This window comes from Caldibacillus debilis DSM 16016 (genome assembly GCF_000383875.1).
In the GTDB taxonomy this organism is placed as follows: Bacteria; Bacillota; Bacilli; order Bacillales; family Caldibacillaceae; genus Caldibacillus; species Caldibacillus debilis.
Genome location: NZ_KB912913.1, coordinates 109,482 through 130,558 on the forward strand (window position 1 = coordinate 109,482; position 21,077 = coordinate 130,558).

The following is a 21,077-nucleotide window of genomic DNA, read 5'->3' on the forward strand; positions in this document are numbered from 1 at the left end:
AGTGAAGCCGAAAAATCTTGTGGAAATGCTTGCCCGCACGGTGGAGCGTTTCCCGGAGAAAACTGCCTTCCTATGGAAAGAAAACGGGGTTTATCAAAAAATGTCGTACGGAACCTTTTGGGAAAAAATCCGCCGGGCCGCCTCCGGGTTCCGCCGCCTCGGCATCCAAGCGGATGATAAAGTGGCCATTCTTTCCAACAGCAATCCGATGTGGGGGATCACCGATTTCGCCCTGGCCAGCATCGGAGCCGTGAGCGTACCCGTTTATCCCACGCTGCCTCCCAATCAGGTCAGGCATATTTTGGAAAATGCGGACGTCCGGGCCGTGGTGGCGGAAAACGGGGTCCAACGGCAAAAGATCTTGGACAGCCAAGCGAAAGTGGATTTTATCATTACCATGTATCCCGACAGCGATTTTCATCCTTCCGTGAACGACCTCACCTTCGAACAGCTCGAAGCGATCGGAAACGAAAATTTGCTCGCCGATTGGGAAAACCTTTGGCGGGAGATCGGCCGGGACCGGCTGGCCACCATCATCCACACCTCCGGAACGACGGGAAGGCCCCTCGGCGTCATGCTGACCCATGGAAATTTTTTGTCCAACATCGAAGCGGTCAACTTTTGGCTCATCGAAATCACCCCCGATGATCTCGCCCTATCCTATTTGCCCCTGTCCCATGTCTTCGAAAGGATGGCGGGCCACTATACCCTTCTCTCCGTTGGCGTGACGATCGCCTATGCGGAAGGCATCGACAAGCTTCCGGAAAATTTGAAGGAAGTCCGGCCGACGATCATGACGAGCGTTCCGAGGTTTTTCGAGAAAGTTTATGCCAAGGTCATGGACGAAATCGAAAGGGGCAGCCCCATCAAGAAAAAAGTGTTCCAATGGGCCGTCAACGTGGGAAAGCAGAGGTACGAGCTTTATTTGCAGGCGAGGACCGACCAGCTCGTCTTGGGAGACATGATGCCGAAAAGTTTGAAAAGGAAGTGGAAGATCGCCGACAGACTGGTCTATCAAAAAGTGAAAAGGGAATTGGGCGGAAGGATCCGGGGGATGGTGTCGGGCGGCGGGACCTTGAACCGGAACATCGCCGAGTTTTTCTGGGCCATTGATTTGCCCATCCTGGAAGGCTACGGGTTGACGGAAACGGCCCCGGTCATTTCCACCAATCCGATGGTGCGCGCCAAGGCGGGGACGGTCGGGAAGGTGCTTCCCAACCTGGAAGTGAAGATCGCGCCCGACGGGGAAATCCTCGTCCGCGGCCCGAGCGTCATGAAAGGATACTATAAAAACGAACAGGCGACGGCGGAGGCCTTTGATGGGGATTGGCTGAAAACCGGGGACTTGGGCGAATTGGACGAGGACGGTTATTTAAGGATCATCGACCGGAAAAAACGGATTCTTGTCCTTTCGACAGGGAAAAACGTCGCCCCCCAACCGGTGGAAAACGCCATGAACGAAAGCCGTTACATCGAATATTCCCTTCTCGTCGGCGACAGGCGGAAATATGTGATCGCCCTGATCAAACCCGACTATGAGGAGCTTTTTTCCTGGGCGAAAAACAATGGCATCGAAGAGGAAACCTATGACGGCCTCCTCCGGCACGAGGCGGTCCAACAGCTTTTAAAAGGGGAGGTGGAAAGGCAGACCGCCCCCTTCGCCGATTTTGAAAAGCCGAAGAAACTCATCGTCGCCGCCGGGGAGTGGTCGGTGGAAAGCGGGGAACTGACGCCGAAACTTTCCATACGTTTGAACGTGGTCGAACAGAAGTATCGGTCCTGGATCGAAAGGGCTTATGCCGAAGAAGATGGAGGCAAGGAGAAGCAGCTGAAAATCGTAACGGCTTCATGACGTTTTTCTGCGATCTGCCAGATTCTCCCTTTGAAGGGCTTGTCCGTTCCAATGTCTGGGATCTTCCCCCGACGCCTTGCGAAAAGGAGAAGCTTTTCCCGTGCCGGCTTTCATGTGCCCGCATAGGAAAGAGGGGCGCGGGATATGATATGAAAAAAGAGGTGACAGCTATGGAAGATCCCAAACATACCCTTGCCTACATCCGCTCCGAACTCCTGCGGATCGAAACGATGGCCGGCACCCTCTCCGCCATCGAAAAGGAACATTTCCATCAATTGAATCGGTTCGATCAGAGGGAGCTTGCCGATCTGGCCGTCGAAGAGCAAAATGCCGCCCGCCAGCTTAATGCGATCAGGACGATCTGCCTGTCGCTTTCGCAGAAGATCGGCGAAATGCTGCAAGAAGAAGCGGGATCGGGGACCTCGGAGCGTGGAAATCATGAGGCGGTTCATTGAAAACCTGCTGCAGTCCGCCATTAACGAAACGGTGGATAAGGCCATTACGAGGGCCATCCGGGATCAATACGGGGAAAACTTGTTCGAGATGCTGCCCTCGGGCGCGAAAACCGGACCGATCAACTTGATGGAGATCGCCATGCGCGCCCATCACGGCGTGCCCGTACCCCGTCCCCTCGGAAGTCCCCTGAATTTTTCCCCTTGGGAAAAAATCCTTTTCAGCCCCGTGCACCTGTTCCGCTTTCCCGTGCCCGAACAGGTGGGGATCGATACTTCCGTAACCATCGGCCCCGCCGCAAAAAAACCGTTGACCGTTTCCATCCCGATTCTCATCGCCGGGATGTCCTTCGGCGGCGCCTTGAGCAAAAGGGCCAAAATCGCCCTGGCCAGAGCGGCTGCTTTGGCCGGGACGGCGACCAACACGGGGGAAGCGGGGCTGCTCAGGGAAGAACGGGAAGCGGCCGGCCTGTTGATCGGCCAATACAACCGGGGCGGCTGGCTGAACACCCCGGAAAAATACCGGCGGCTGGATGCGATCGAAATCCAGCTGGGCCAAGGGGCGCAAGGTTCGGCGCCGCAAAGGACGAGCGCGAAACGAATCGGCGAAGATTTCCGGAAGGTTTTCGGGTTGCGGGAAGGGGAAGACGCCGTCATCCACTCCCGTCTCCCGGGGGTGGACACGAAGGAGGCGTTCATCGGGCTGGTCAGGCGGCTGAAGGATGAAACCGGCGTTCCCGTCGGGTTAAAAATCGCCGCGACCCACCATTTGGAAAAGGAATTGCAGATCGCTCTCGAGGCGGAGGTCGATTTTGTGACGATCGACGGGGCGGAAGGGGGAACCCACGGAGGCGCCCCCATTTTGCAGGATGATGTCGGCCTGCCGACATTGTATGGAATTGCGCGGGCGGCGGAATTTTTGGCCAAAAAGGGAGGAACCGGAAAAGTCAGCCTGCTCGCCGCAGGGGGACTGGTCACCCCGGGGAGGATGCTGAAAGCCATCGCCCTCGGGGCGGATGCGGTCTATATCGGGACGGCCGCGATCATGGCCATGATCGGCGACCAGATCGTCGAAACCCTTCCCTTCGAGCCGCCGACGAGCCTGGTCGTCTACGACGGAAAGATGACCGATCAGCTCGATGTCGAAAAAAGCGCGAAAAACCTTTTCCGGTTTTTGAATGCCTGCGTCATGGAAATGGAAGCCGTAGCCGTGACCCTCGGGAAGACCTCATTGGCCGATATCGCCAAATCCGACCTGTGCACCTTGGATCCTTTTATCGCCAAGGCGGCGGGAATTCCCTTTGGAATGGTTGCTCCCGAGCGGCAGGATGATTTTTTCGAAGGGACGGATTACCTTTTTCCGGCTCCCCGGGCGGAGCGGGAAGGCGGGCAACATTTCCTTCAATGAGGAAAAGGCGGCCGGAACGGCCGGCGGCCCGTATGGCCCGCTCTTGTCGAACCGCCGGATGAAATGAGAAAATGGGATTGAAACGGCTTCGGCCCGGAAATCAAAGGGCTGGGGCCGTTTGTTTGTTTGCGAAGCGGCCTGGCCGGGGCGCGTTTCCGGGAAGGGAACCGGGGTGCCGGTCCGCCTGCCTTTTCCCTTTACTTTTTCACCGGCACCTATGAACATGTGGTTTTGAAAGAAAAGGAGCTTTCCGTGAAAAGGCTAACGATCATATTTTGTTTACCGGAAATCACTTGAAAAAATGCGAGAATATCATGACGACTACCGCCTACATGTACGGGGTTTTCAATTCCCGCATTTCCGCCGGCAACATCAATTTCAACAAAATGATGACGAATACGAGAAATCCTTTGAACATCCTGAAAACTTCCGGGCAAAGGATTTGCGTCCGGATCCGCGGGATTTACCGCCTGCTCGCAATGCCTTCCCTGTTTGAAATCGGGTTTTACGTCCGCTGGTATTATAAGACGGATGACGATCTCATCATCATCACCAATTATGCGTCATCCGCCGGTCCGGAAATCCGTTTGGAATGCCGGTCGGAAGAGGGGAAAAGCTATTCCTTTCTCGCAACCGGCCAGATTTCCATGGGGCCCAATGATTATGAGCATCCCTTCACCATCCGCCAGGAAGGGAATGCCTTCACGATCCGCCGGGTGAAAAGTCGCCCTGCCGGGAGGTTTATCCGGATTTGTGCTACCGGATGAAGCTCGCCGGGGCCGAATTCCGCTTGGCCGGCGGGCGGATCTTTCTGGAGGGGGCCTGGGGGATCCCGCCTCCCTGGCGGTTTTGGCGTTTTTTGCAACGAGCAGCTGGGAAATGGCCATTCAAGGGTGCTTGTACGGGGAAGACCGGCCCTTTGCGGAACGGGAACTGGATCGGGAGAAGGAAAATTTCCGGACCTTTTTCCGGAAAACGATGAAAAGGTTCCGCCTGTCGAAAAGGGGAAAGATGACCCGTGATTTGAGCAAATTGAACATCATCGCCTGGTGGTATACCCACAATATGTTCGTCCATTACCGGGTTCCCCGCGGGCTGGAGCAATACGGCGGCGCCGCTTGGAACGCGGGATGTCTGCCGGGGCCGGCGGAATATATGCTGGCCACGCAAAAAGCTTGCCTATTACGGAAATGGTCCCGGGTTTCCTCCGTTTTCAGTCGGCCGGCGAAGTGGAGTACATGCTCCATTCGAAAGAAGAAAAGACGGGGATTTCGTATCCGGCTGATCCCGATGACGGGGGGATCATCAGCGAAAATTTACCAAGGGGGAGGCGGCAGCCCACGAAAGGGTGATCCGCGAACATCTTTCCTTCCCCGACGGCGTCCGGCTGATGAACCGGCCCGCGAAATATAAAGGGCGGAGTCAGCACCTATTTTCAGCGGGCGGAACAGGCGGCCAACTTCGGCCGGGAGATCGGCCTGCAATATGTCCATGCCCGCATCCGTTCCATCGAAGCCTTGGCCAAGCTGGGAAGGGGCGAACAATTGTGGAAAGCCCTGTTCGTCATTAACCCGGTCGGCATCCGGGAAGCCGTGCCCAACGCCGCCATTCGGCAAAGCAACACGTGCTTCAGCAGTTCGGACGGGGATTTTCCACCCGTTACGAAGCGGGAAAGAGATTTGCGGAACTGGGCACCGGAAAGGTTCCCGTGAAAGGGGCTGGCGCATTTATTCAAGCGGGCCCGGGATCTTTATGAATCGATCGCCGACTGCCTGGGGATCCGCTTTTCGGATGGCGACCTGATCGTCGATCCGGTATTGCCGAAACATTTGGACGGATTGGAATTTTCCTTCGGAATCATGGAAAAACCGGCAGTTTTTGTTTATCATTTAAATGAGGAAAAAACTTGGAAAAATCTTCGTCAACGGAAGGCAAGTGGAGGGGAAGAGACTGGCGAATCCTTACCGGGAGGCCGGCCTCCGCGTGCCGTTTGCCCAGCTGGAACCCCTTTTGCAGGAAGGGGGCATCACGATCGAGATATGGTTTGCTGAAACCGCCGGTCGTCCTTGCCGCGCCGGGTTTTCTCCGGCGCGCTTCGCTTGCCCTTTCCTGGCCGAAAGGGTTCTTTTTTCCCGGCCTGCCCGGGGGTTCCGCAAGACGGTTCCCGGGAGGTTTGCCGGATGCGGAAAGGGAGGACAGGTGCAGCCGGCAGAGAAATTGAGATGAAGGTGAGAAGGTTATGGTCAGCATTAAAGATATCGCGAAAAAAGCGGGCGTTTCCATTTCCACCGTATCTTACGCCTTGAACGGCAGCTCGAAGGTCACCGAAGAAACGGCGGAAAAAATTTTGGCCATCGCCAAGGAATTGAACTACGTCCCGAATGCGGCCGCCCGTTCGTTGAAAAAGCGGGAAACGAACATCATCGGGGCCTTTTTGACCGACTACAGCGGGGCATTTTACGGCCAGCTGCTGGAAGGCATGCTGCAGGCGCTGGGGGACAACGGCTACGAATTGATCGTCTGCAGCGGAAAACAATCCCACCGGTTTTTGCCCGAACGGATGATTGACGGAGCGATCATTTTGGATCAAACCTTTCCGAGCGAGGAACTGATCCGATATGCGGACCGGGGCCATAAGATCGTCGTCCTTGACCGGGAATTGAATCACCCCAACATCCGCCAGGTTTTGCTGGACAATCAGGCCGGAGCCACGTTGGCCGTCGATTATCTGATCGATAAGGGCCATAACCGGATTTATGTCGTAACCGGCCCCGAAGGATCCTACGATGCCAACCAGCGTTTGGAGGCGGCAAGGCAGACGGTGGGCCGCCATCCCCATCTCATCTACAAGGAAATCCGGGGCGATTTCCGAAAATCCTCCGGGGAGCGGGCGGCGGAACAAATTGTCAAGGAATACCAAGGGCCGGTTGGGGTTTTTTGCCTGAACGACGAAATGGCCATCGGGATGTACAATTATTTGTCGCAAACCGAATACCGGGTCGGGGAGCATGTGCACATCATCGGTTTCGACAATATCGAACTTGCCCGGTATATCCAGCCGCGGCTTGCGACGATCGATTTTTCCGAAAGAAAATGGGGCGCGGTCGCCTCGGAAAAACTGCTGCAGCTTTTGCACAACGAACCGGTCGAGAACGAGCGGATTTCTGTGACGTTGATCGAAGGGAATTCCGTGAGGAAAATCTGAAACCCGAAATTTTCCCTCCCCCTAATTTCCCGCGTTTCCGCCGGATCCCGCGGAATTCGCTCTTGAAAAAAGAGGCGTTGCCCTGTAAAATTTTTGCAGGCGAATCGGAGCATTTGAATGCCCCCCCGGGATCAGGAGGAGAAGCTAGTGAAAATTAACGGCTTGAATCATCTGTTGTTTTCCGTTTCCGATCTGGAACGATCCATTCGGTTTTATCAGAAGGTTTTCGGTGCGAAACTGCTGGTGAAGGGCCGCAAGAAAGCTTATTTCGACCTGAGCGGGATTTGGCTCGCCCTCAATGAGGAAAAGGATATTCCCAGGAACGAAATCCGCCATTCCTATACCCATATCGCTTTTTCCGTCGACGAGAAGGATTTCGACGGGATCGTGGAAAAATTAAAGGAATGGGGCGTGAACATCCTGCCCGGGAGGGAGCGGGACGAACGGGATAAACCCTCGGTCTACTTTACCGACCCGGACGGCCATAAATTCGAATTTCACACGGGGACATTGGCGGACCGGTTGGCCTATTACAGGGAAGAAAAGAAACATATGATTTTTTACGATTAAGGCGTTCCGCGAAAAAGCAGCTTTTCCCGGAGGGCGCGAAATGGAAGGAGCTTTCCCGGCCAAAAAGGACGGAAAGTTTTTCCGCCCGTCCGGCGGCTTTTCGCGGAAAACCTTTCCGCGTGCATTTTGCCGTTTGACGAGCCGGAACATTTTCATGGGGAGGGGGGATCGCCCGTGTCCAATCACGCAGGCACCAATACGGGCGCAAATACGGAAGAAAATGTGAAGGAAATGTTGGACAAAAAGGATTACGACCAGGCGAGAAGGATCCTTCTCGAACTGCTTGAGCGGAAACCGGATGATCCCGAGCTGAATTTTTTTTGCGGTTCCGTCCACGATACCCTCGGATTGGAGAGGGACGCCGTCCGTTTTTATGAGAAGGCCCTGAAAAACCGGATCAAAGGGGTGCTCCGGGAAAAGGCCTTTATCCAATTGGGGAGCAGCTACCGGTCGATCGGCCTTTATGAAATGGCCAAAAGGACGCTGATGCAAGGGTTGAAGGAATTTCCCGAGAACGGGGCCATGAAAGCCTTTTTGGCCATGACCCTCTACAACTTGAATGAAAACAGGGCCGCCGTCTCCCTGCTGCTCGACGCCTTGCTCAGCTCGGCCGGGGACAAGTGGATCAACGAATACCGCCGGGCGTTAAAGTTTTATTCGGAAAATTTGGACGAAACATGGTAAGGAATGGCCCATCGGTCGGCCGGACGGGCCACTTCCCGGATGAAATTTGTAAACGATTTCTATAAATTTAAGAGAATACGCCCTTTTCCGCCTTTGGCGGAAAAGGGCGCGCGCCGGGCGGACCGTGTGGCGTCGGGTTTCCGGGCCGGATCTTGACGCGGGAACGGCCGCCGGATGCCTTCACTCGTTTTTCTTCAAGGCCTCCTTCAACAAATCCCCCAATGAAATGCCGAAGGATTCCTCCTTTTTCGCGTATTTTGCCAATAATCTTCTTTCTTCCCGTTTGTCCAGAACCGGTTTTTGGTCCTCCGCCTTTTCCACGATGTTGCATAGGCGGCATTGGAAGTAGGGGCCCGCTTTGCCCTGATGGATTTCCATTCTTCGATGGCATTGGGGGCAGCGCCGGTTGGAAAGGACCGGATCCTTCCGTTTCCGGAAGGAACATTCCCGGTTGGAGCAGACGAGGATTTTCCCTTCTTTCGTGTTCCGCTCTTTCAGGAAAGACCCGCATTCCGGGCATTTGGAACCGGTCAAGTTATAGGCCCGGTACGTTTTGCTGCTGGTTTTGATTTCCTCCACCAATTTCCGGGTCTCTTTGCGGATGTTTTGCAGGAAGGTTTCCGGATCCGCCTCTCCCCGGGCGATTTTCTCCAGTTCCTTTTCCCATTTGGCCGTAAGGGCCGGTGACTTCAATTCCTCGTTCACCAGGCTGATGAGCTGCTTGCCCTTCGCCGTCGGATGGAACCTTCCGTTTTTCCTCTCCACCGTCTCCGTCTCGAGAAGGCGTTCAATGATTTCCGCCCGCGTCGCCGGCGTTCCGAGCCCGTATTTTTCCATCAGGGCGAGAAGATCCGCTTCCGTATAACGTTCCGGCGGTTCCGTCAGCTTTTCCGCGAGTTCGCTGTTTTTCACCGGGAACTTTGCCCCTTGGGAAATCCCGGAGAATTTCTCCCCGTCCGTTTCGGCATCTTTCCCGGTTATTTTTTTAAATCCCGGATCCAATACCACTTTTTCCGCCGCCGAAAACCGTTCGCCGTTCACGTCGAATTGGACGCGGACCGTTTCGTATCGGTACGGGGGATAGAAGAGGGCAAGAAACCGGCGGACGACGAGATCGTAAATCTTCCGCTCATCCGCGGACAATTCTTCGATGCGGACCCGCTCTTCCGTCGGAATGATTCCGTGATGGTCCGTTACCTTTTCGTTGTTGAAGACCCGCTTGGCCAACACCTTTCCGCGATTGGCGAGGGCGGGTTTCACTTCCTCCCGGTAAGCCGGTTCGACGGCCTGGAGGCGTTCCGCCAACGTCTTTTCCAAATCCGCCGTTAAATACCGGGAATCGGTGCGGGGATAGGTCACCAGTTTATGGACTTCGTACAGCCTTTGCAACACGTTCAGCGTTTTTTTGGCGGTAAAGCCGAAGATTTTGTTCGCGTCCCGCTGCAGTTCGTTCAAATCGTAAGGGAGGGGTTGCTGTTCGGTCTTTGCCTTTCTTTCGACGGACACGGCGGTCGCCGTCGCCCCCTTTGTTTTCGCCAAAATCTCCTTCGCCTTTTCCTCGGAAAAGATCCGACCGTCTCCCTTCCCTTCCCAGTAGGCGGAAAAGGGCCCGATATCCGCGCGGATTTTCCAATAGGGCTCCGGGACGAACCGCTGGATTTGGCTTTCCCTTTCGATGATCATGGCCAAGGTCGGGGTTTGCACCCTTCCCGCCGACAGCGGGTCGTTGTATTTGGTCGTGAGCGCCCGCGACACGTTGAGGCCGATGAGCCAATCGGCCTCGGCGCGGCATACGGCCGAGTGGTACAGATTTTCGAATTCCTTTCCCGGACGCAGGCGGGCAAACCCTTCCCGGATCGCCCGGTCGGTAACGGAGGAGATCCAGAGCCGTTTGACCGTTTTTTTGCAGCGGGCTTTTTCCAAGATCCACCGGGCGACGAGTTCCCCCTCCCTGCCGGCGTCGGTGGCGATGATGACTTCCTTTATGTCGTTCCGTTTGAGGAGGTTTTCGATGGCCTTGAACTGATGGCTCGTTTCCCGGATCACCTTCAATTCCATTTTTCTCGGGATGATCGGCAGATCTTCCAGCCGCCACGTTTTATATTTTGGATCGTAATGTTCCGGCATTTTCAATTCCACCAGATGGCCGAGGGCCCAGGTGACGACGTACCGGTTTCCTTCGATATAGCCTTTCTTTGCGTCCCGAACGTTCAGCACCCGGGCGATCTCCCGGGCCACGCTCGGTTTCTCGGCAAGAACTAGGGATTTCATACAGACTCCTTTCTTTTTGCGAAAAATTTTCCGGTCCGTAAAGTCCGCTCTTTTATCAGTATAACGGAAACGGGCGGTTCTGTAACCCGTCGCGCCTCATATTTTCCCGCCCGCAAGAATAGGATAATACGGGGCAAGCCGTTGGAAAGCCCCGATTCGGTTCGGCCGGATTTTCCGTAAACCGCCGGGCGGATCGGGGAGCCAAGCGGTTTGCTTTTCCCCCGGCGGCGTAGCTGAAGCCTCCATATTGCGGGATAAACGGGGGCGGACCCAGTCCGAAAAGGGAAGGCCGGCACATCCCGGTTCTTCCGAAATCGCCGGCCGAAATTTTTTATCATCGGACGACCGCTCAAAAAAGGCGGGGCCCGTCCGAAATATCCGGGTGATCGCTATGAAGATAAACCGTCCTTTTCCATTCCAGAAGGATTTCGTCCTTTTGCTTATTTTCGTATCCTCATTCCTTGTTGTTTTTTCATTCCACGGCTTTTTTTCGGGGAAAGAACCGGGACAAGACAGGGATGGGGGACAGGGGGAAGAATCCGTCCGGACGGCGGCCGTCGGGGAGGATGCGGAAGAAGGTCCGGAAGTGGGGAAGCGGGCCCCGGATTTCCAATTGCCGGCGCTGTCGGGCGGGCGGATCCGGCTTTCGGATTACCGCGGGAAAAGGGTGGTCTTAAATTTCTGGGCTTCATGGTGCGGCCCGTGCCGGGAGGAAATGCCGGCAATGGCGGAGTTTTACGGGAAAAGGCGGGGCGGCGGCGTGGAAATTTTGGCCGTCAACATGACCTTTTCCGAAAGGAACCGCCTAGCGGTGGAAGAATTTGCCCGGGAAGGGGGCTTCACCTTTCCGATCTTGCTCGATGAGAAGGAAGCGGCTGCCGATTTGTACCGTATCATCACGATCCCGACAACCTATTTTTTGAATGAGGAAGGGATCATCACCGGGATCCGGATCGGCCCGCTGGATAAAAAAATATTGGAAGACTTCGGCGAAGGCGGAAAATAAGCGGACCGGTTTTCCGGCGGATGGGGGACCCGGGCAAGGGGTCCATCCTTCTCGGGGCTGCGGTCCGCAAGGGAAGCCGTGGGGCGGGGAATCCCTCGAAGGGAACGGATCCTCTTTCTGTTTATGATTCGAAAGGCGGCGGAACCCGGCATCTCCGGGGCCGGTTTTTCGGCGTCATATCCGCCCCTTTTCCTTCTTCGGCCAAACGAAATAGGACAGGGTAATGATCAGGTCGATGGCCAACACGATGGTCCACACCCTCATGATCCCGACCAGTTCGGAAGTCCGTTCGAAATCGCCGACGAACAAAACCGTTGCGGCGATGAGGCTTCCCCCGATGCAGTAGGCGAGAAGGTGGCGCAGCCACCCTATCAAATTCGCCTTGGCGAATTCCAGTCCGAATAAATCCTTTTCTTTCTCTCCCGTTTTCAATACGCGGATGCGGAATTGGCGGTCCGCCCAGCGGATCATATTCTTTCCGAAACCTACGGAGACGCCGATATAAACCGCCGCCAATCCGTGTCCGATATTGGATTTGGCGCCATGATACAGGTCGATCGCGGATACGGCCAAAAGTAGCAGATCCACCAACGGGGTCAGCGCGAGCAGCACCAATCCGAGCTTTTTCCTATTCAAAAGATAACGGGCCGCCAGCCCGAGAATGATCAATACCCAGAAGCCGATTTCACAGGCGATGATGATCCAGATAATCCAGTTCATTTCTCTCCCCCTTTTGGTTTTGAAGTTACAAAAAGAATATATCACACGGTTTTATTTAGTACAACCGTATTAAAAAAATAGGTTATAATAAAACTATGCCGAAGATCGTGGATCATGAACAAAGGAAAGAACGGATCGCCGAGGCGTGCTGGCGGGTGATCTTGAAGAGGGGCATGAAGGGGGCGACGGTCCGAAACATCGCCAAGGAAGCCGGCCTTTCTCCGGGTTCGTTGCGCCATTACTTTTCTTCCCAGGGCGACTTGTATCTGTATGCGATGAACCTGGTGAAGGAAAGGGTCCGGAAACGGATGGAAAAAATCGCTTTCAGCCCCTTGCCGGCAAAGGAAAAAATGGTCCGGCTCCTTTCGGAACTGTTGCCGCTGAATACGGAAACCCACGCGGAAATGGAGGTGTGGCTGCATTTTATCTTTCATTTTTACGGCAGGGAGGGAGCCGTGGATGGCGGCGTCCGGTCGGCCATTCAAGCGATCATGGACGGCTTGGAAACCTATCGGCTGCTGAAGGAAGGCATTGATAAAGAGTTGGAGACGGAAAGGCTGTACGCCCTGATCGACGGTTTGGCCCTGCATAAATTGCTGGAGGGCGGGCGCTTATCCGATCAAAAGCTCATTGAAATCTTGAAATCCCACATCGATTCGATCGTAAAGGATGAGCGGGACGCGGGTGGAGCCGGCGGTGAAAGGATTCGGGAAGAGGACCGGTAAAAATCTCCGGTTCCGTCCGTGAACATTCCGCATCCGCCGGCAAGGGCGCACCGGGATCCGAGAATTTTTGCTTTCCATATTGACAACGGAAACGGACGGATGGTAAACTCATAAAAGCTATTGGAAAATTTTAATTAGTGGGAAAAACGTTAAGAAGGGAGGGCTGCACCATGCGAAATCGAATCTTTGCCATTTCAAAAAACGGATTATTTGCAGCTGCAGCCCGCCCTGTGCGCATTTGAAAGACGGGAAAGTTTCCCGTCCGAATAGGGGAACCGGTATCCCCCGACAGGATCCGATCCTGGTTCCGGGCGTGGCTGCAGGATAGTGCCGCGCCCTTTTTAGAGGCATAGTATGTCCTCGAAAAGAGGCGTACTATGCCTTTTTGCGTTTTCAGGGCGGAGTTTCCCGAAAAGGGGGTTTTTCGAATGGAACCATAATGCGGCAGCCGATGGAACGGGCACGGCTTTGCCCGAACGGCGCCGGGGGAGGGACCGTCCCTTGTTCCCGCGCCGGGGCGTCCCGCAAGCATTCGATTCGGTGTAAAGGGGAATCACGTATGTTTCAAGTGTTGAAAAAACTGAAATGGTTTTTTGTGGAAAACCGGAGCCGGTATATCGCCGCCATCTCTCTTTTGCTCATCGTCAATCTTTTGGAGATCGTCGCACCAGCGGTGATCGGAGAGGCGGTGGACGGCATCATCGATCATGCGATGACCTTCCGACTTCTGGCGTTTTATTTGGCATTGTTGATCATTTTAAACATCACGCTCTATATCTTGACCTATTTCTGGCAGTATTTGCTGTTCGGCGGGGCGACGATTTTGGAGAAAACCTTGAGAAGCCGATTGATGAAACATTTCTTGAAAATGTCCCCGGCCTTTTACGCGAGAAACTCGACCGGCGATTTGATGGCCAGGGCGACGAACGATTTGAAGGCCGTTTCGGAAACGGCGGGTTTCGGCATCTTGACGTTGGTCGATTCGACCATGTACATGGGAACGATTCTCCTCGCCATGGGGTTTCTTATCTCTTGGAAATTGACCCTTGCCGCCGTTCTCCCTCTGCCTTTATTGGCCTATTTCCTGAAACGGCTGGGCGACAAGATCCATGCCCATTATATGGCGGCCCAGGACGCCTTCGGGGAAATGAATGATTACGTGCTGGAGACGGTGGCCGGGGTAAGGGTCGTCCGCGCCTTTAACCGGGAGAAAAACGAAATCGGAAAATTCCGGGGAATGACGGAGGCCGTCTTCCGGAAAAACATGCTCGTCGAAAAGATCGACGCCTATTTTTTCCCGATCACGAACATCTTGAACGGCTTAAGCTTTTGCATCGGCCTTTCCTACGGGATCTACCTGGTCATGCGGCAGGAAATTTCCCTGGGCGACCTCGTTTCCTTCCATGTTTATTTGGGGATGCTGAATTGGCCGGTATACGCCGTCGGGGAATTGATCAACGTTATGCAGCGGGGGAACGCCTCCCTCGACCGGGTGCTGGAAACGTTGAATGAAAAAGAGGATGTCCGGGATCCCGACAACGCCAAAAGGCTGGACGGAATCGATTCTGTCCGATTCGATGATTTCTCCTTCCAATACCCGGGCACGGAGCGGAAGGCCTTGGACAATATCAACGTCCTCGTCCGGAAGGGGGCGACGATCGGAATCGTGGGGAAAACGGGCAGCGGAAAAACGACCCTGAACCGGCAGATTTTGCGCGAATATCCCGCCGGAAGGGGCGGGCTGACGATCGGGGAAGATCCGATCGAGGAAATCATGAAAAAAGAGATCCGGGAAAAAATCGGCTATGTTCCCCAGGATCATTTCCTCTTTTCCAAAACCGTCAGGGAAAATATCCTGTTCGGAAACGAAGGGGCGGGCGAAGAGGAGCTGGAGAAAGCCATCCGGCTCGCCGCTTTGGACAAGGACATCGAATTTTTGCCCAACGGCCTCGACACCCTGGTGGGCGAAAGGGGCGTCGCCTTGTCCGGCGGGCAGAAGCAAAGGATTTCCATCGCCCGGGCCTTGATCAAAAATCCGGAACTGCTCATATTGGATGACGCCCTGTCGGCGGTCGACGCGAAAACGGAGGCAAGGATCATCGAAAATTTAAGAAGGGAAAGGCAAGGGAAAACGACGATCATTTGTTCCCACCGCCTTTCCGCCGTCGAGCACGCCCATTGGATCATCGTTCTGGAGGACGGAAAAATCATCGAAGAAGGCACCCATGAAGATTTGCTGAAAAAGAACGGCTGGTATAAGGAACAGTACGAGCGCCAGCAGCTCTTGCGGCGCGACGAGGAGGAGGTGGCCGGAGTTGACCGGTAGACGTTTGTTCCGCTATGCGCTCCAATTGAAAAAAACGCTGCTTTCCGCCCTCTTGTTTCTCGCGATTGCCGTCGGCTGCGATGTGGCCGCCCCCTTCGTGGCCAAAACATTGATTGACCGCCATATCTTGGGGGTGGACGGTTATTGGGTGAAGACGGACGAAAGGAAGGGGGCCGCCTTTTTTGAAGGAGATTATTACCGGAAGGTCCGGGATCCCGAAGGAAAGGGAATGGAAGAGGGGGCGGCCACCCTTCTGCAGATCGGGAAAAGCTTTTATTTCGTTCCGGATTTGATTCCGCCGGAGGCAAAAAAACAGGTGAAAGACGGAAGGCTGGTCGTTCAAGCGGAAGGGACGGAAAAAACCTATCCCGCGGAAAAACTTACGGCAAAGGAAATGATGGGGTTTTACCGGCCGGAATTTCCGGCGATCGCCCTTTTCATCCTGGGCTATTTCGCTTTGTTCGCCCTTTCCGGGCTGTTTCATTTCGGCGAATATTACTTTTTGCAAAAAACGGCAAACCGGATTATTCAAAGAATGCGCAACGAGGCCTTTGAAAAGATCCAAACCTTGCCCATTTCCTATTTTGACAGCTCCCCCGCGGGGAAGATCGTGGCCCGGATCACCAACGATACGGAGGCGATCCGCACCCTTTATGTCACCGTTCTTTCCAATTTCGTCAACGGGTTCATTACCCTTTCCGGGATCTATGCCGCCATGTTTTTCCTGGACAAGAAACTCGCGGCCATGTTTTTGGCCGTGATCCCGGTCGTATTTTTGTGGATGATCCTTTACCGAAAATTCGCCTCCCGCTACAACCGGGCCATCCGTTCGAAAAACAGCGAGATCAACGCGATGCTGAACGAATCCATTCAAGGGATGGCGATCATCCAAGCATTCAACCGGGAAAAGCGGCAGGAGGAAGAGTTCGAAAAATTAAACGACGCCCATTTCCGCTACCGGAACAAATTGCTGTCGATCAATTCCCTGTCTTCCCACAACCTGACCGGGCTGATCCGGGGGATCGTCCTCTTCGCCTTCATTTGGTATTTCGGATTCCAATCCTTGCATCTGGACGCGGCCGTCACCGTCGGAACCCTGTATGCCTTCGTCGACTACATCAACCGTCTGTTTTATCCGATCGGCAACATCGTCAACCAGTTTGCCAACCTGGACCAGGCGATGGTGGCCGGGGAGCGCCTGTTCCGGCTTTTGGACGAGAAGGGCGAGCCCCTGTCCGATGAAAGGATTCCCCGCTATCGGGGGAATGTCCGCTTTGAACATGTCTATTTCGGTTACGAGGACGGGAAAGACATTTTGCAGGACATCGATTTTGAAGTCCGGCACGGGCAGACGGTGGCCCTCGTCGGCCATACCGGTTCGGGGAAAAGTTCGATCGTGAATTTGCTGTTCCGCTTCTACGATTGCAAAAGCGGCGCGATCTACGTGGACGGGAAGGATATCCGGACCATCCCCCGCCAGGCTTTGCGGGAACATATGGCGATCGTCCTTCAGGACCCGTATTTGTTTAAAGGGACGATCTACTCCAATATTTCCTTGAACGATCCCCGGATTACGAAGGAAGATGCCGCCAGGGCATTGAAAGCCGTCGGCGGAGAAGGCATTTTTAAACATTTGGCCAAGGGGCTCGATGAACCGGTCAATGAAAAGGGGAGCACCCTTTCCGCGGGCGAACGCCAGCTGATCTCCTTCGCCCGGGCGTTGGCTTTCAACCCGGCGATCCTGATCTTGGACGAAGCCACGTCGAACATCGATACGGAGACGGAAGCGATCATTCAAAGGGCGATGGATGTCGTGAAAGCGGGAAGAACGACCTTCATCATCGCCCACCGGCTTTCCACGGTGAAAAACGCCGATTTGATCCTCGTCTTGAAACGGGGAAGGATCGTGGAACGGGGGAACCATGAAGAGCTGATGGCGAAAAAGGGCATCTACTATCAGCTGTACAAGCTGCAGCATCATTCGCAAGGGGGTTGATGGGAGTGGAAAGGGGACGGATCGGCGGAACCGTTGAAGGAGCCGCGCGGCAAAAAGACCCGCCCCCGCGGGCGGGTCTTCCGATTTTTCATCCGTTTCCGCCGGCTTTTTCCCCTTCCAATATCCAAACGTAGGGGTTCATCCTCATAAAACGGACGCGGAACCCGTTCCCTTCGAAGACGGAGGTGAGGAACGGGATCGTGGTGTAATATTCCGTTTTCAAATCTTCCGCCAACCGGAAAAACCCGTTTTCTTCCGCCTCCCGGATGGCCTTTTGTTTGTCTTCTTCGCTCGGAAACATCGTGTCGGCGAAGACGATTTTCCCGCCCGGTTTCAGCAGGGCGGCGTATTTTTCCACGGCGAGCCGCTTTTCCCCGTCGGTCAAATGGTGGAAGGCGTAGGAGGAGACGATGGCGTCCACCTTTTCCGCCGGGACGGGGAAATCCAAAAAATCGCCGTCAAACAGGCGGAAATTCCCCTTCACTTTTTTCATGGCCAATTTCCGCATGTTTGTGGAAGGTTCGATGCCGATGACTTTCGCCCCCTTTTGCAGGAGGCGCATCGTCAGATTCCCGGTGCCGATCCCGAACTCCAGCACCGTGCCGCCGACCTTATCGGCGACGGCGCTTAAAATCTTCTCATATCCGGAAAAAACCTGTTGATACTCTTCGTCGCTGCCTCGCACCGTATCGTCGTAAACGGCTGCCCATTCATCAAACAGCCTGTCAAATTCCCTTCCCATCGCAAATCCCCTTCATTATGATTATTCTTATCAACATACTATGAAATATGGCGGGAAAAAGAGAGCGGAAACCATTTAAATTTTGACATGGCCCCGATAAAAGAATACTATACTTATAGGAATTATAACTTTTTCTGGGGTGAGATGACAATGAAAAAGGATCGGCTGAATGTGGAAAGCTTCCATTTGGACCATACGAAGGTGAAGGCCCCCTATGTCCGCCTCGCGGACGTAAAGACGGGGAAAAACGGGGATAAAATTTACAAATACGACGTTCGTTTTTGCCAGCCGAACAAGGAGCATATGGAAATGCCCGCCCTCCATTCCCTGGAGCATCTGATGGCCGAGCGTATCCGCGATCATCATCCGGACGTCTTCGACGTGAGCCCCATGGGCTGCCAAACGGGCTTCTACGTGTCCATCATCAATGACGGCGATTATGAAGGCTTCCTGCGGGTTTTGGAAAAAACGCTGACGGACGTACTAAACGCCGAGGAGGTTCCCGCCTGCAACGAGATCCAATGCGGAAACGCGGCGAGCCACAGCCTGGAAGGGGCGAAGAAACTGGCGAAAAAAATGCTCGATCATCGGGACGAATGGACGCAAGTTTTTGCGGAATGAAAACGAGGGGATTCGATGAAATACTATCATGATGTCCGTGAATTGGTCGGGAGAACGCCGCTGGTCAAAATCAACCGCCACCCTTTTGCCGGCAAAGTCCGGATCTTCGCCAAGCTGGAATATTTGAACCCCGGGGGAAGCGTGAAAGACCGGCTGGGCCGGTATCTATTGCAGAAGGCCTTGGAAAGCGGGAAGATCGATGAAAACGGGACGATCATCGAACCGACGGCGGGAAACACGGGGATCGGCCTGGCGCTGGCCGCCGCGGGGACGAATGTGAAAGTCATCTGCGTCGTCCCGGAAAAATTCAGCATCGAAAAACAGGAACTGATGCGCGCCCTCGGGGCGACGGTGATCAATACGCCCACCGAACTCGGCATGCAGGGGGCGATCGAAAAGGCGAAACAGCTGCTGAAAGAGATCCCCAACTCCTATTGCCCCAACCAGTTTGAAAATCCGTGGAACCCGGAAACCTATTACGAGACGATGGGCCCGGAAATCGTCGAAGAATTGGACGGGAAAATCGATGTATTCGTGGCCGGCGCCGGGAGCGGAGGCACATTCACGGGGACGGCGAAATATTTGAAGGAAAAAATCCCCGGGATCCGGACGGTCATCGTCGAACCGCAAGGGTCGATCCTGAACGGCGGGGAACCCGGGCCCCATAAAACGGAGGGGATCGGTGTGGAGAAGATCCCGCCGTTCCTGGACAAATCCCTGATGGATGCCATCTATACCATTCCCGACCGGTCGGCCTTTGCCAGGGTAAAGGAACTGGCCAAAAACGAAGGCCTCCTGGTCGGCAGTTCATCCGGCGCGGCCTTCGACGCCGCCCTCCAGGAGGCGGCGAAGGCGAAGGAAGATGCGGTCATCGTCACGGTTTTTCCCGATTCCAGCGAAAGGTATTTGTCGAAAGGCATTTATAAGGAGGAAGGCATTTGAAGAAAAAAACGTTGATGATCCATGGCGGGATCCCCCGGGATCCCCATACCGGCGCGGTATCGGTCCCCGTTACCCGGGCGAGCACCTTCAAGCAGAACGGGGTCGGAAATTTCCTTTATGAATATGCCCGGACGAAAAACCCGACGCGGGAAGCGCTGGAGGAACTGGTAAAGGATCTGGAAGGCGGGGTGGCCGGATTCGCGTTCGCCTCCGGCATGGCCGCCATTTCTTCCGTCATGCACTTGTTCAAGGCGGGAGACCATCTGATTTTTACCGATGATGTGTACGGCGGCACCTTCCGGTTGATGGCGAAGGTGCTGAACCGGTTTTCGCTCGATGTCTCTTTCGTGGATACGAGCGATCCGAACCAAATCGAGGCCGCCTTGAAGGAAAACACGAAGGCGATCTACATCGAAACTCCGACCAATCCTTTGCTGAAGATCACCGATATCCGGGCGGTCAGCGAAATCGCGAAAAGGCGCGGCCTGTTGTTGATCGTCGACAACACCTTCAGCACCCCCTATTGGCAAAATCCCCTTCAGCTCGGCGCGGACATCGTGCTCCACAGCGCGACGAAATATTTGGGCGGCCACAGCGACGTCGTCGCCGGGGTCGTGGCCGTCAACTCCGAGAAGCTGAAGGAAGAACTGCATTTCGTCCAAAATTCCGTAGGCGCCGTTTTAAGCCCGGACGACAGCTGGATGTTGATCCGGGGGATCAAGACGCTGGCGATCCGGATGGAGGCCGTGGAGGAAAACGCGAAACGGATCGCGGAATTTCTGGAAGGCCACGGGGCTGTCCGGAAGGTATATTATCCCGGACTCCCGTCCCATAAGGGGCATGAAATCCACAAGAAGCAGGCGAAGGGGTTTGGCGGCATGATCTCCTTCGATGTGGGCAGCGGGGAAAAGGCGGAGGAAGTGGTCAAAAAAGTCCGCTATTTCACCCTGGCGGAAAGCCTTGGGGCGGTCGAGAGCCTGATTTCCATCCCGGCAAAAATGACCCACGCGTCCATCCCCTATGAAAGAAGGCAGGAACTGGGCATCACCGACGGGCTCATCCGCCTCTCCGTCGGGATCGAGGACGCGGAAGACCTGTTGGAGGATTTGGCGCAGGCATTGGATTGAGCCCGTTTGCGAAAAGCGCTCCGGCAAAATCCTCGCGATAGGATTTTATGAAGGTTTTACTGCAAATCATTCGCCCGCTGAATCCAAGCGATCAGGAAAAGCTTTGTCAATTTGGTGGAAATATAGGGGATCGATTTGCATTCTTCATCCTAGGGGGGAAGCCTCATAATCGTACAGGCTTCCCTTTCGGTCATTTAGGCCGTTCCAATATGGACACGTACCTTTTTCGGCGTGACAATCAGCGTAAAAGCTGATATATCAATTTATTTTCAAAATTTTAATCGAGGATATTTTCGTGGACATAAAAAATCGAGTTGTTTAGATATCCAAAACAAGGAATTCTTCCCGAATATGTAAAAATGAAAAGAAAGATCAAAGTCGCCCATGTAACCGCGGCAAATAATCGGGGAAAATTTTCTCTTTGCAGATG

The 21,077-nt window shown here is 54.5% G+C and carries 19 protein-coding genes and 1 pseudogene; 17 read left to right on the forward strand and 3 right to left on the reverse strand.

Going from position 1 to position 21,077, the window contains the following annotated elements:
* Window position 1 precedes the first annotated feature (1 nt).
* The 10 genes and pseudogenes from A3EQ_RS0115255 (at window position 2) to A3EQ_RS0115315 (ending at window position 8,171) form a co-directional block, all read left to right on the forward strand.
* Complete coding sequence (locus tag A3EQ_RS0115255) at window positions 2-1,852, forward strand: AMP-dependent synthetase/ligase (RefSeq protein WP_020156026.1); 1,851 nt, start codon at window positions 2-4, stop codon at window positions 1,850-1,852.
* A gap of 170 nt (window positions 1,853-2,022) precedes the next feature.
* Window positions 2,023-2,307, forward strand: coding sequence for a hypothetical protein (locus A3EQ_RS21295; protein ID WP_020156027.1), 285 nt, complete (start codon window positions 2,023-2,025; stop codon window positions 2,305-2,307).
* Complete coding sequence (locus A3EQ_RS21300; RefSeq protein WP_020156028.1) at window positions 2,291-3,712, forward strand: FMN-binding glutamate synthase family protein; 1,422 nt, start codon at window positions 2,291-2,293, stop codon at window positions 3,710-3,712. The genes A3EQ_RS21295 and A3EQ_RS21300 overlap by 17 nt, the downstream gene beginning before the upstream one ends.
* 251 nt (window positions 3,713-3,963) lie before the next feature.
* Window positions 3,964-4,479, forward strand: a pseudogene (locus A3EQ_RS21840) (GH36-type glycosyl hydrolase domain-containing protein); the annotation flags it as partial.
* A gap of 112 nt (window positions 4,480-4,591) precedes the next feature.
* Window positions 4,592-5,125 carry a hypothetical protein gene (locus tag A3EQ_RS21845; RefSeq protein ID WP_154652893.1) on the forward strand — a complete coding sequence of 178 codons (534 nt, stop codon included), beginning with the start codon at window positions 4,592-4,594 and terminating at the stop codon, window positions 5,123-5,125.
* 131 nt (window positions 5,126-5,256) lie between these two features.
* Window positions 5,257-5,424: a hypothetical protein gene (locus A3EQ_RS22575; RefSeq protein WP_154652894.1), complete on the forward strand. Its 168-nt coding sequence runs from the start codon at window positions 5,257-5,259 to the stop codon at window positions 5,422-5,424.
* Between the two features lie 66 nt (window positions 5,425-5,490).
* The gene (locus tag A3EQ_RS23245) at window positions 5,491-5,763 is read left to right on the forward strand and encodes a glycosyl hydrolase family 65 protein (RefSeq protein WP_370741164.1); all 273 of its coding nucleotides are present in this window, start codon (window positions 5,491-5,493) and stop codon (window positions 5,761-5,763) included.
* A gap of 188 nt (window positions 5,764-5,951) precedes the next feature.
* Window positions 5,952-6,917 (forward strand): LacI family DNA-binding transcriptional regulator, encoded by a 966-nt coding sequence (locus A3EQ_RS0115300; RefSeq protein ID WP_020156032.1) that lies wholly within the window; start codon window positions 5,952-5,954, stop codon window positions 6,915-6,917.
* A gap of 117 nt (window positions 6,918-7,034) precedes the next feature.
* Complete coding sequence (fosB, locus tag A3EQ_RS0115305; protein ID WP_407637035.1) at window positions 7,035-7,487, forward strand: metallothiol transferase FosB; 453 nt, start codon at window positions 7,035-7,037, stop codon at window positions 7,485-7,487.
* A 174-nt stretch (window positions 7,488-7,661) separates the two neighbouring features.
* Window positions 7,662-8,171 carry a tetratricopeptide repeat protein gene (locus A3EQ_RS0115315; RefSeq protein WP_020156035.1) on the forward strand — a complete coding sequence of 170 codons (510 nt, stop codon included), beginning with the start codon at window positions 7,662-7,664 and terminating at the stop codon, window positions 8,169-8,171.
* A 180-nt stretch (window positions 8,172-8,351) separates the two neighbouring features.
* Here the strand turns inward: A3EQ_RS0115315 and A3EQ_RS0115325 are convergent, their stop codons facing one another.
* Entirely contained in the window at window positions 8,352-10,442 is a 2,091-nt protein-coding gene (locus tag A3EQ_RS0115325; protein WP_020156037.1) for a DNA topoisomerase III, read from the reverse strand.
* A gap of 391 nt (window positions 10,443-10,833) precedes the next feature.
* On the opposite strand from A3EQ_RS0115325, the gene A3EQ_RS0115330 reads away from it, so the two are divergent.
* Complete coding sequence (locus A3EQ_RS0115330; protein WP_040369571.1) at window positions 10,834-11,448, forward strand: TlpA disulfide reductase family protein; 615 nt, start codon at window positions 10,834-10,836, stop codon at window positions 11,446-11,448.
* 174 nt (window positions 11,449-11,622) lie between these two features.
* Here the strand turns inward: A3EQ_RS0115330 and A3EQ_RS0115335 are convergent, their stop codons facing one another.
* The gene (locus A3EQ_RS0115335) at window positions 11,623-12,168 is read right to left on the reverse strand and encodes a hypothetical protein (protein ID WP_020156039.1); all 546 of its coding nucleotides are present in this window, start codon (window positions 12,166-12,168) and stop codon (window positions 11,623-11,625) included.
* A gap of 95 nt (window positions 12,169-12,263) precedes the next feature.
* Here A3EQ_RS0115335 and A3EQ_RS0115340 point away from each other — a divergent pair, with 95 nt between their 5' ends.
* From A3EQ_RS0115340 to A3EQ_RS0115360, 3 genes are all read left to right on the forward strand, one after another.
* A complete protein-coding gene (locus A3EQ_RS0115340; RefSeq protein WP_020156040.1) occupies window positions 12,264-12,893 on the forward strand; it encodes a TetR/AcrR family transcriptional regulator in 630 nt (209 codons plus the stop codon).
* A gap of 559 nt (window positions 12,894-13,452) precedes the next feature.
* Window positions 13,453-15,219, forward strand: coding sequence for an ABC transporter ATP-binding protein (locus A3EQ_RS0115355; protein ID WP_020156042.1), 1,767 nt, complete (start codon window positions 13,453-13,455; stop codon window positions 15,217-15,219).
* Window positions 15,209-17,215 carry an ABC transporter ATP-binding protein gene (locus A3EQ_RS0115360; RefSeq protein ID WP_040369536.1) on the forward strand — a complete coding sequence of 669 codons (2,007 nt, stop codon included), beginning with the start codon at window positions 15,209-15,211 and terminating at the stop codon, window positions 17,213-17,215. Before A3EQ_RS0115355 ends, A3EQ_RS0115360 begins: the two co-directional genes overlap by 11 nt.
* A gap of 88 nt (window positions 17,216-17,303) precedes the next feature.
* Here A3EQ_RS0115360 and A3EQ_RS0115370 read toward each other — a convergent pair whose 3' ends face one another.
* Window positions 17,304-17,957 carry a class I SAM-dependent methyltransferase gene (locus A3EQ_RS0115370; RefSeq protein WP_020156045.1) on the reverse strand — a complete coding sequence of 218 codons (654 nt, stop codon included), beginning with the start codon at window positions 17,955-17,957 and terminating at the stop codon, window positions 17,304-17,306.
* Between the two features lie 150 nt (window positions 17,958-18,107).
* On the opposite strand from A3EQ_RS0115370, the gene A3EQ_RS0115375 reads away from it, so the two are divergent.
* Genes A3EQ_RS0115375 through A3EQ_RS0115385 form a run of 3 tightly spaced genes read left to right on the forward strand, consistent with a single transcriptional unit; the run spans window position 18,108 to window position 20,647 of the window.
* A complete protein-coding gene (locus tag A3EQ_RS0115375; protein ID WP_020156046.1) occupies window positions 18,108-18,578 on the forward strand; it encodes an S-ribosylhomocysteine lyase in 471 nt (156 codons plus the stop codon).
* A 15-nt stretch (window positions 18,579-18,593) separates the two neighbouring features.
* Window positions 18,594-19,520 (forward strand): PLP-dependent cysteine synthase family protein, encoded by a 927-nt coding sequence (locus tag A3EQ_RS0115380; protein ID WP_020156047.1) that lies wholly within the window; start codon window positions 18,594-18,596, stop codon window positions 19,518-19,520.
* Entirely contained in the window at window positions 19,517-20,647 is a 1,131-nt protein-coding gene (locus A3EQ_RS0115385; RefSeq protein ID WP_020156048.1) for a bifunctional cystathionine gamma-lyase/homocysteine desulfhydrase, read from the forward strand. The genes A3EQ_RS0115380 and A3EQ_RS0115385 overlap by 4 nt, the downstream gene beginning before the upstream one ends.
* Window positions 20,648-21,077: the final 430 nt, after the last annotated feature.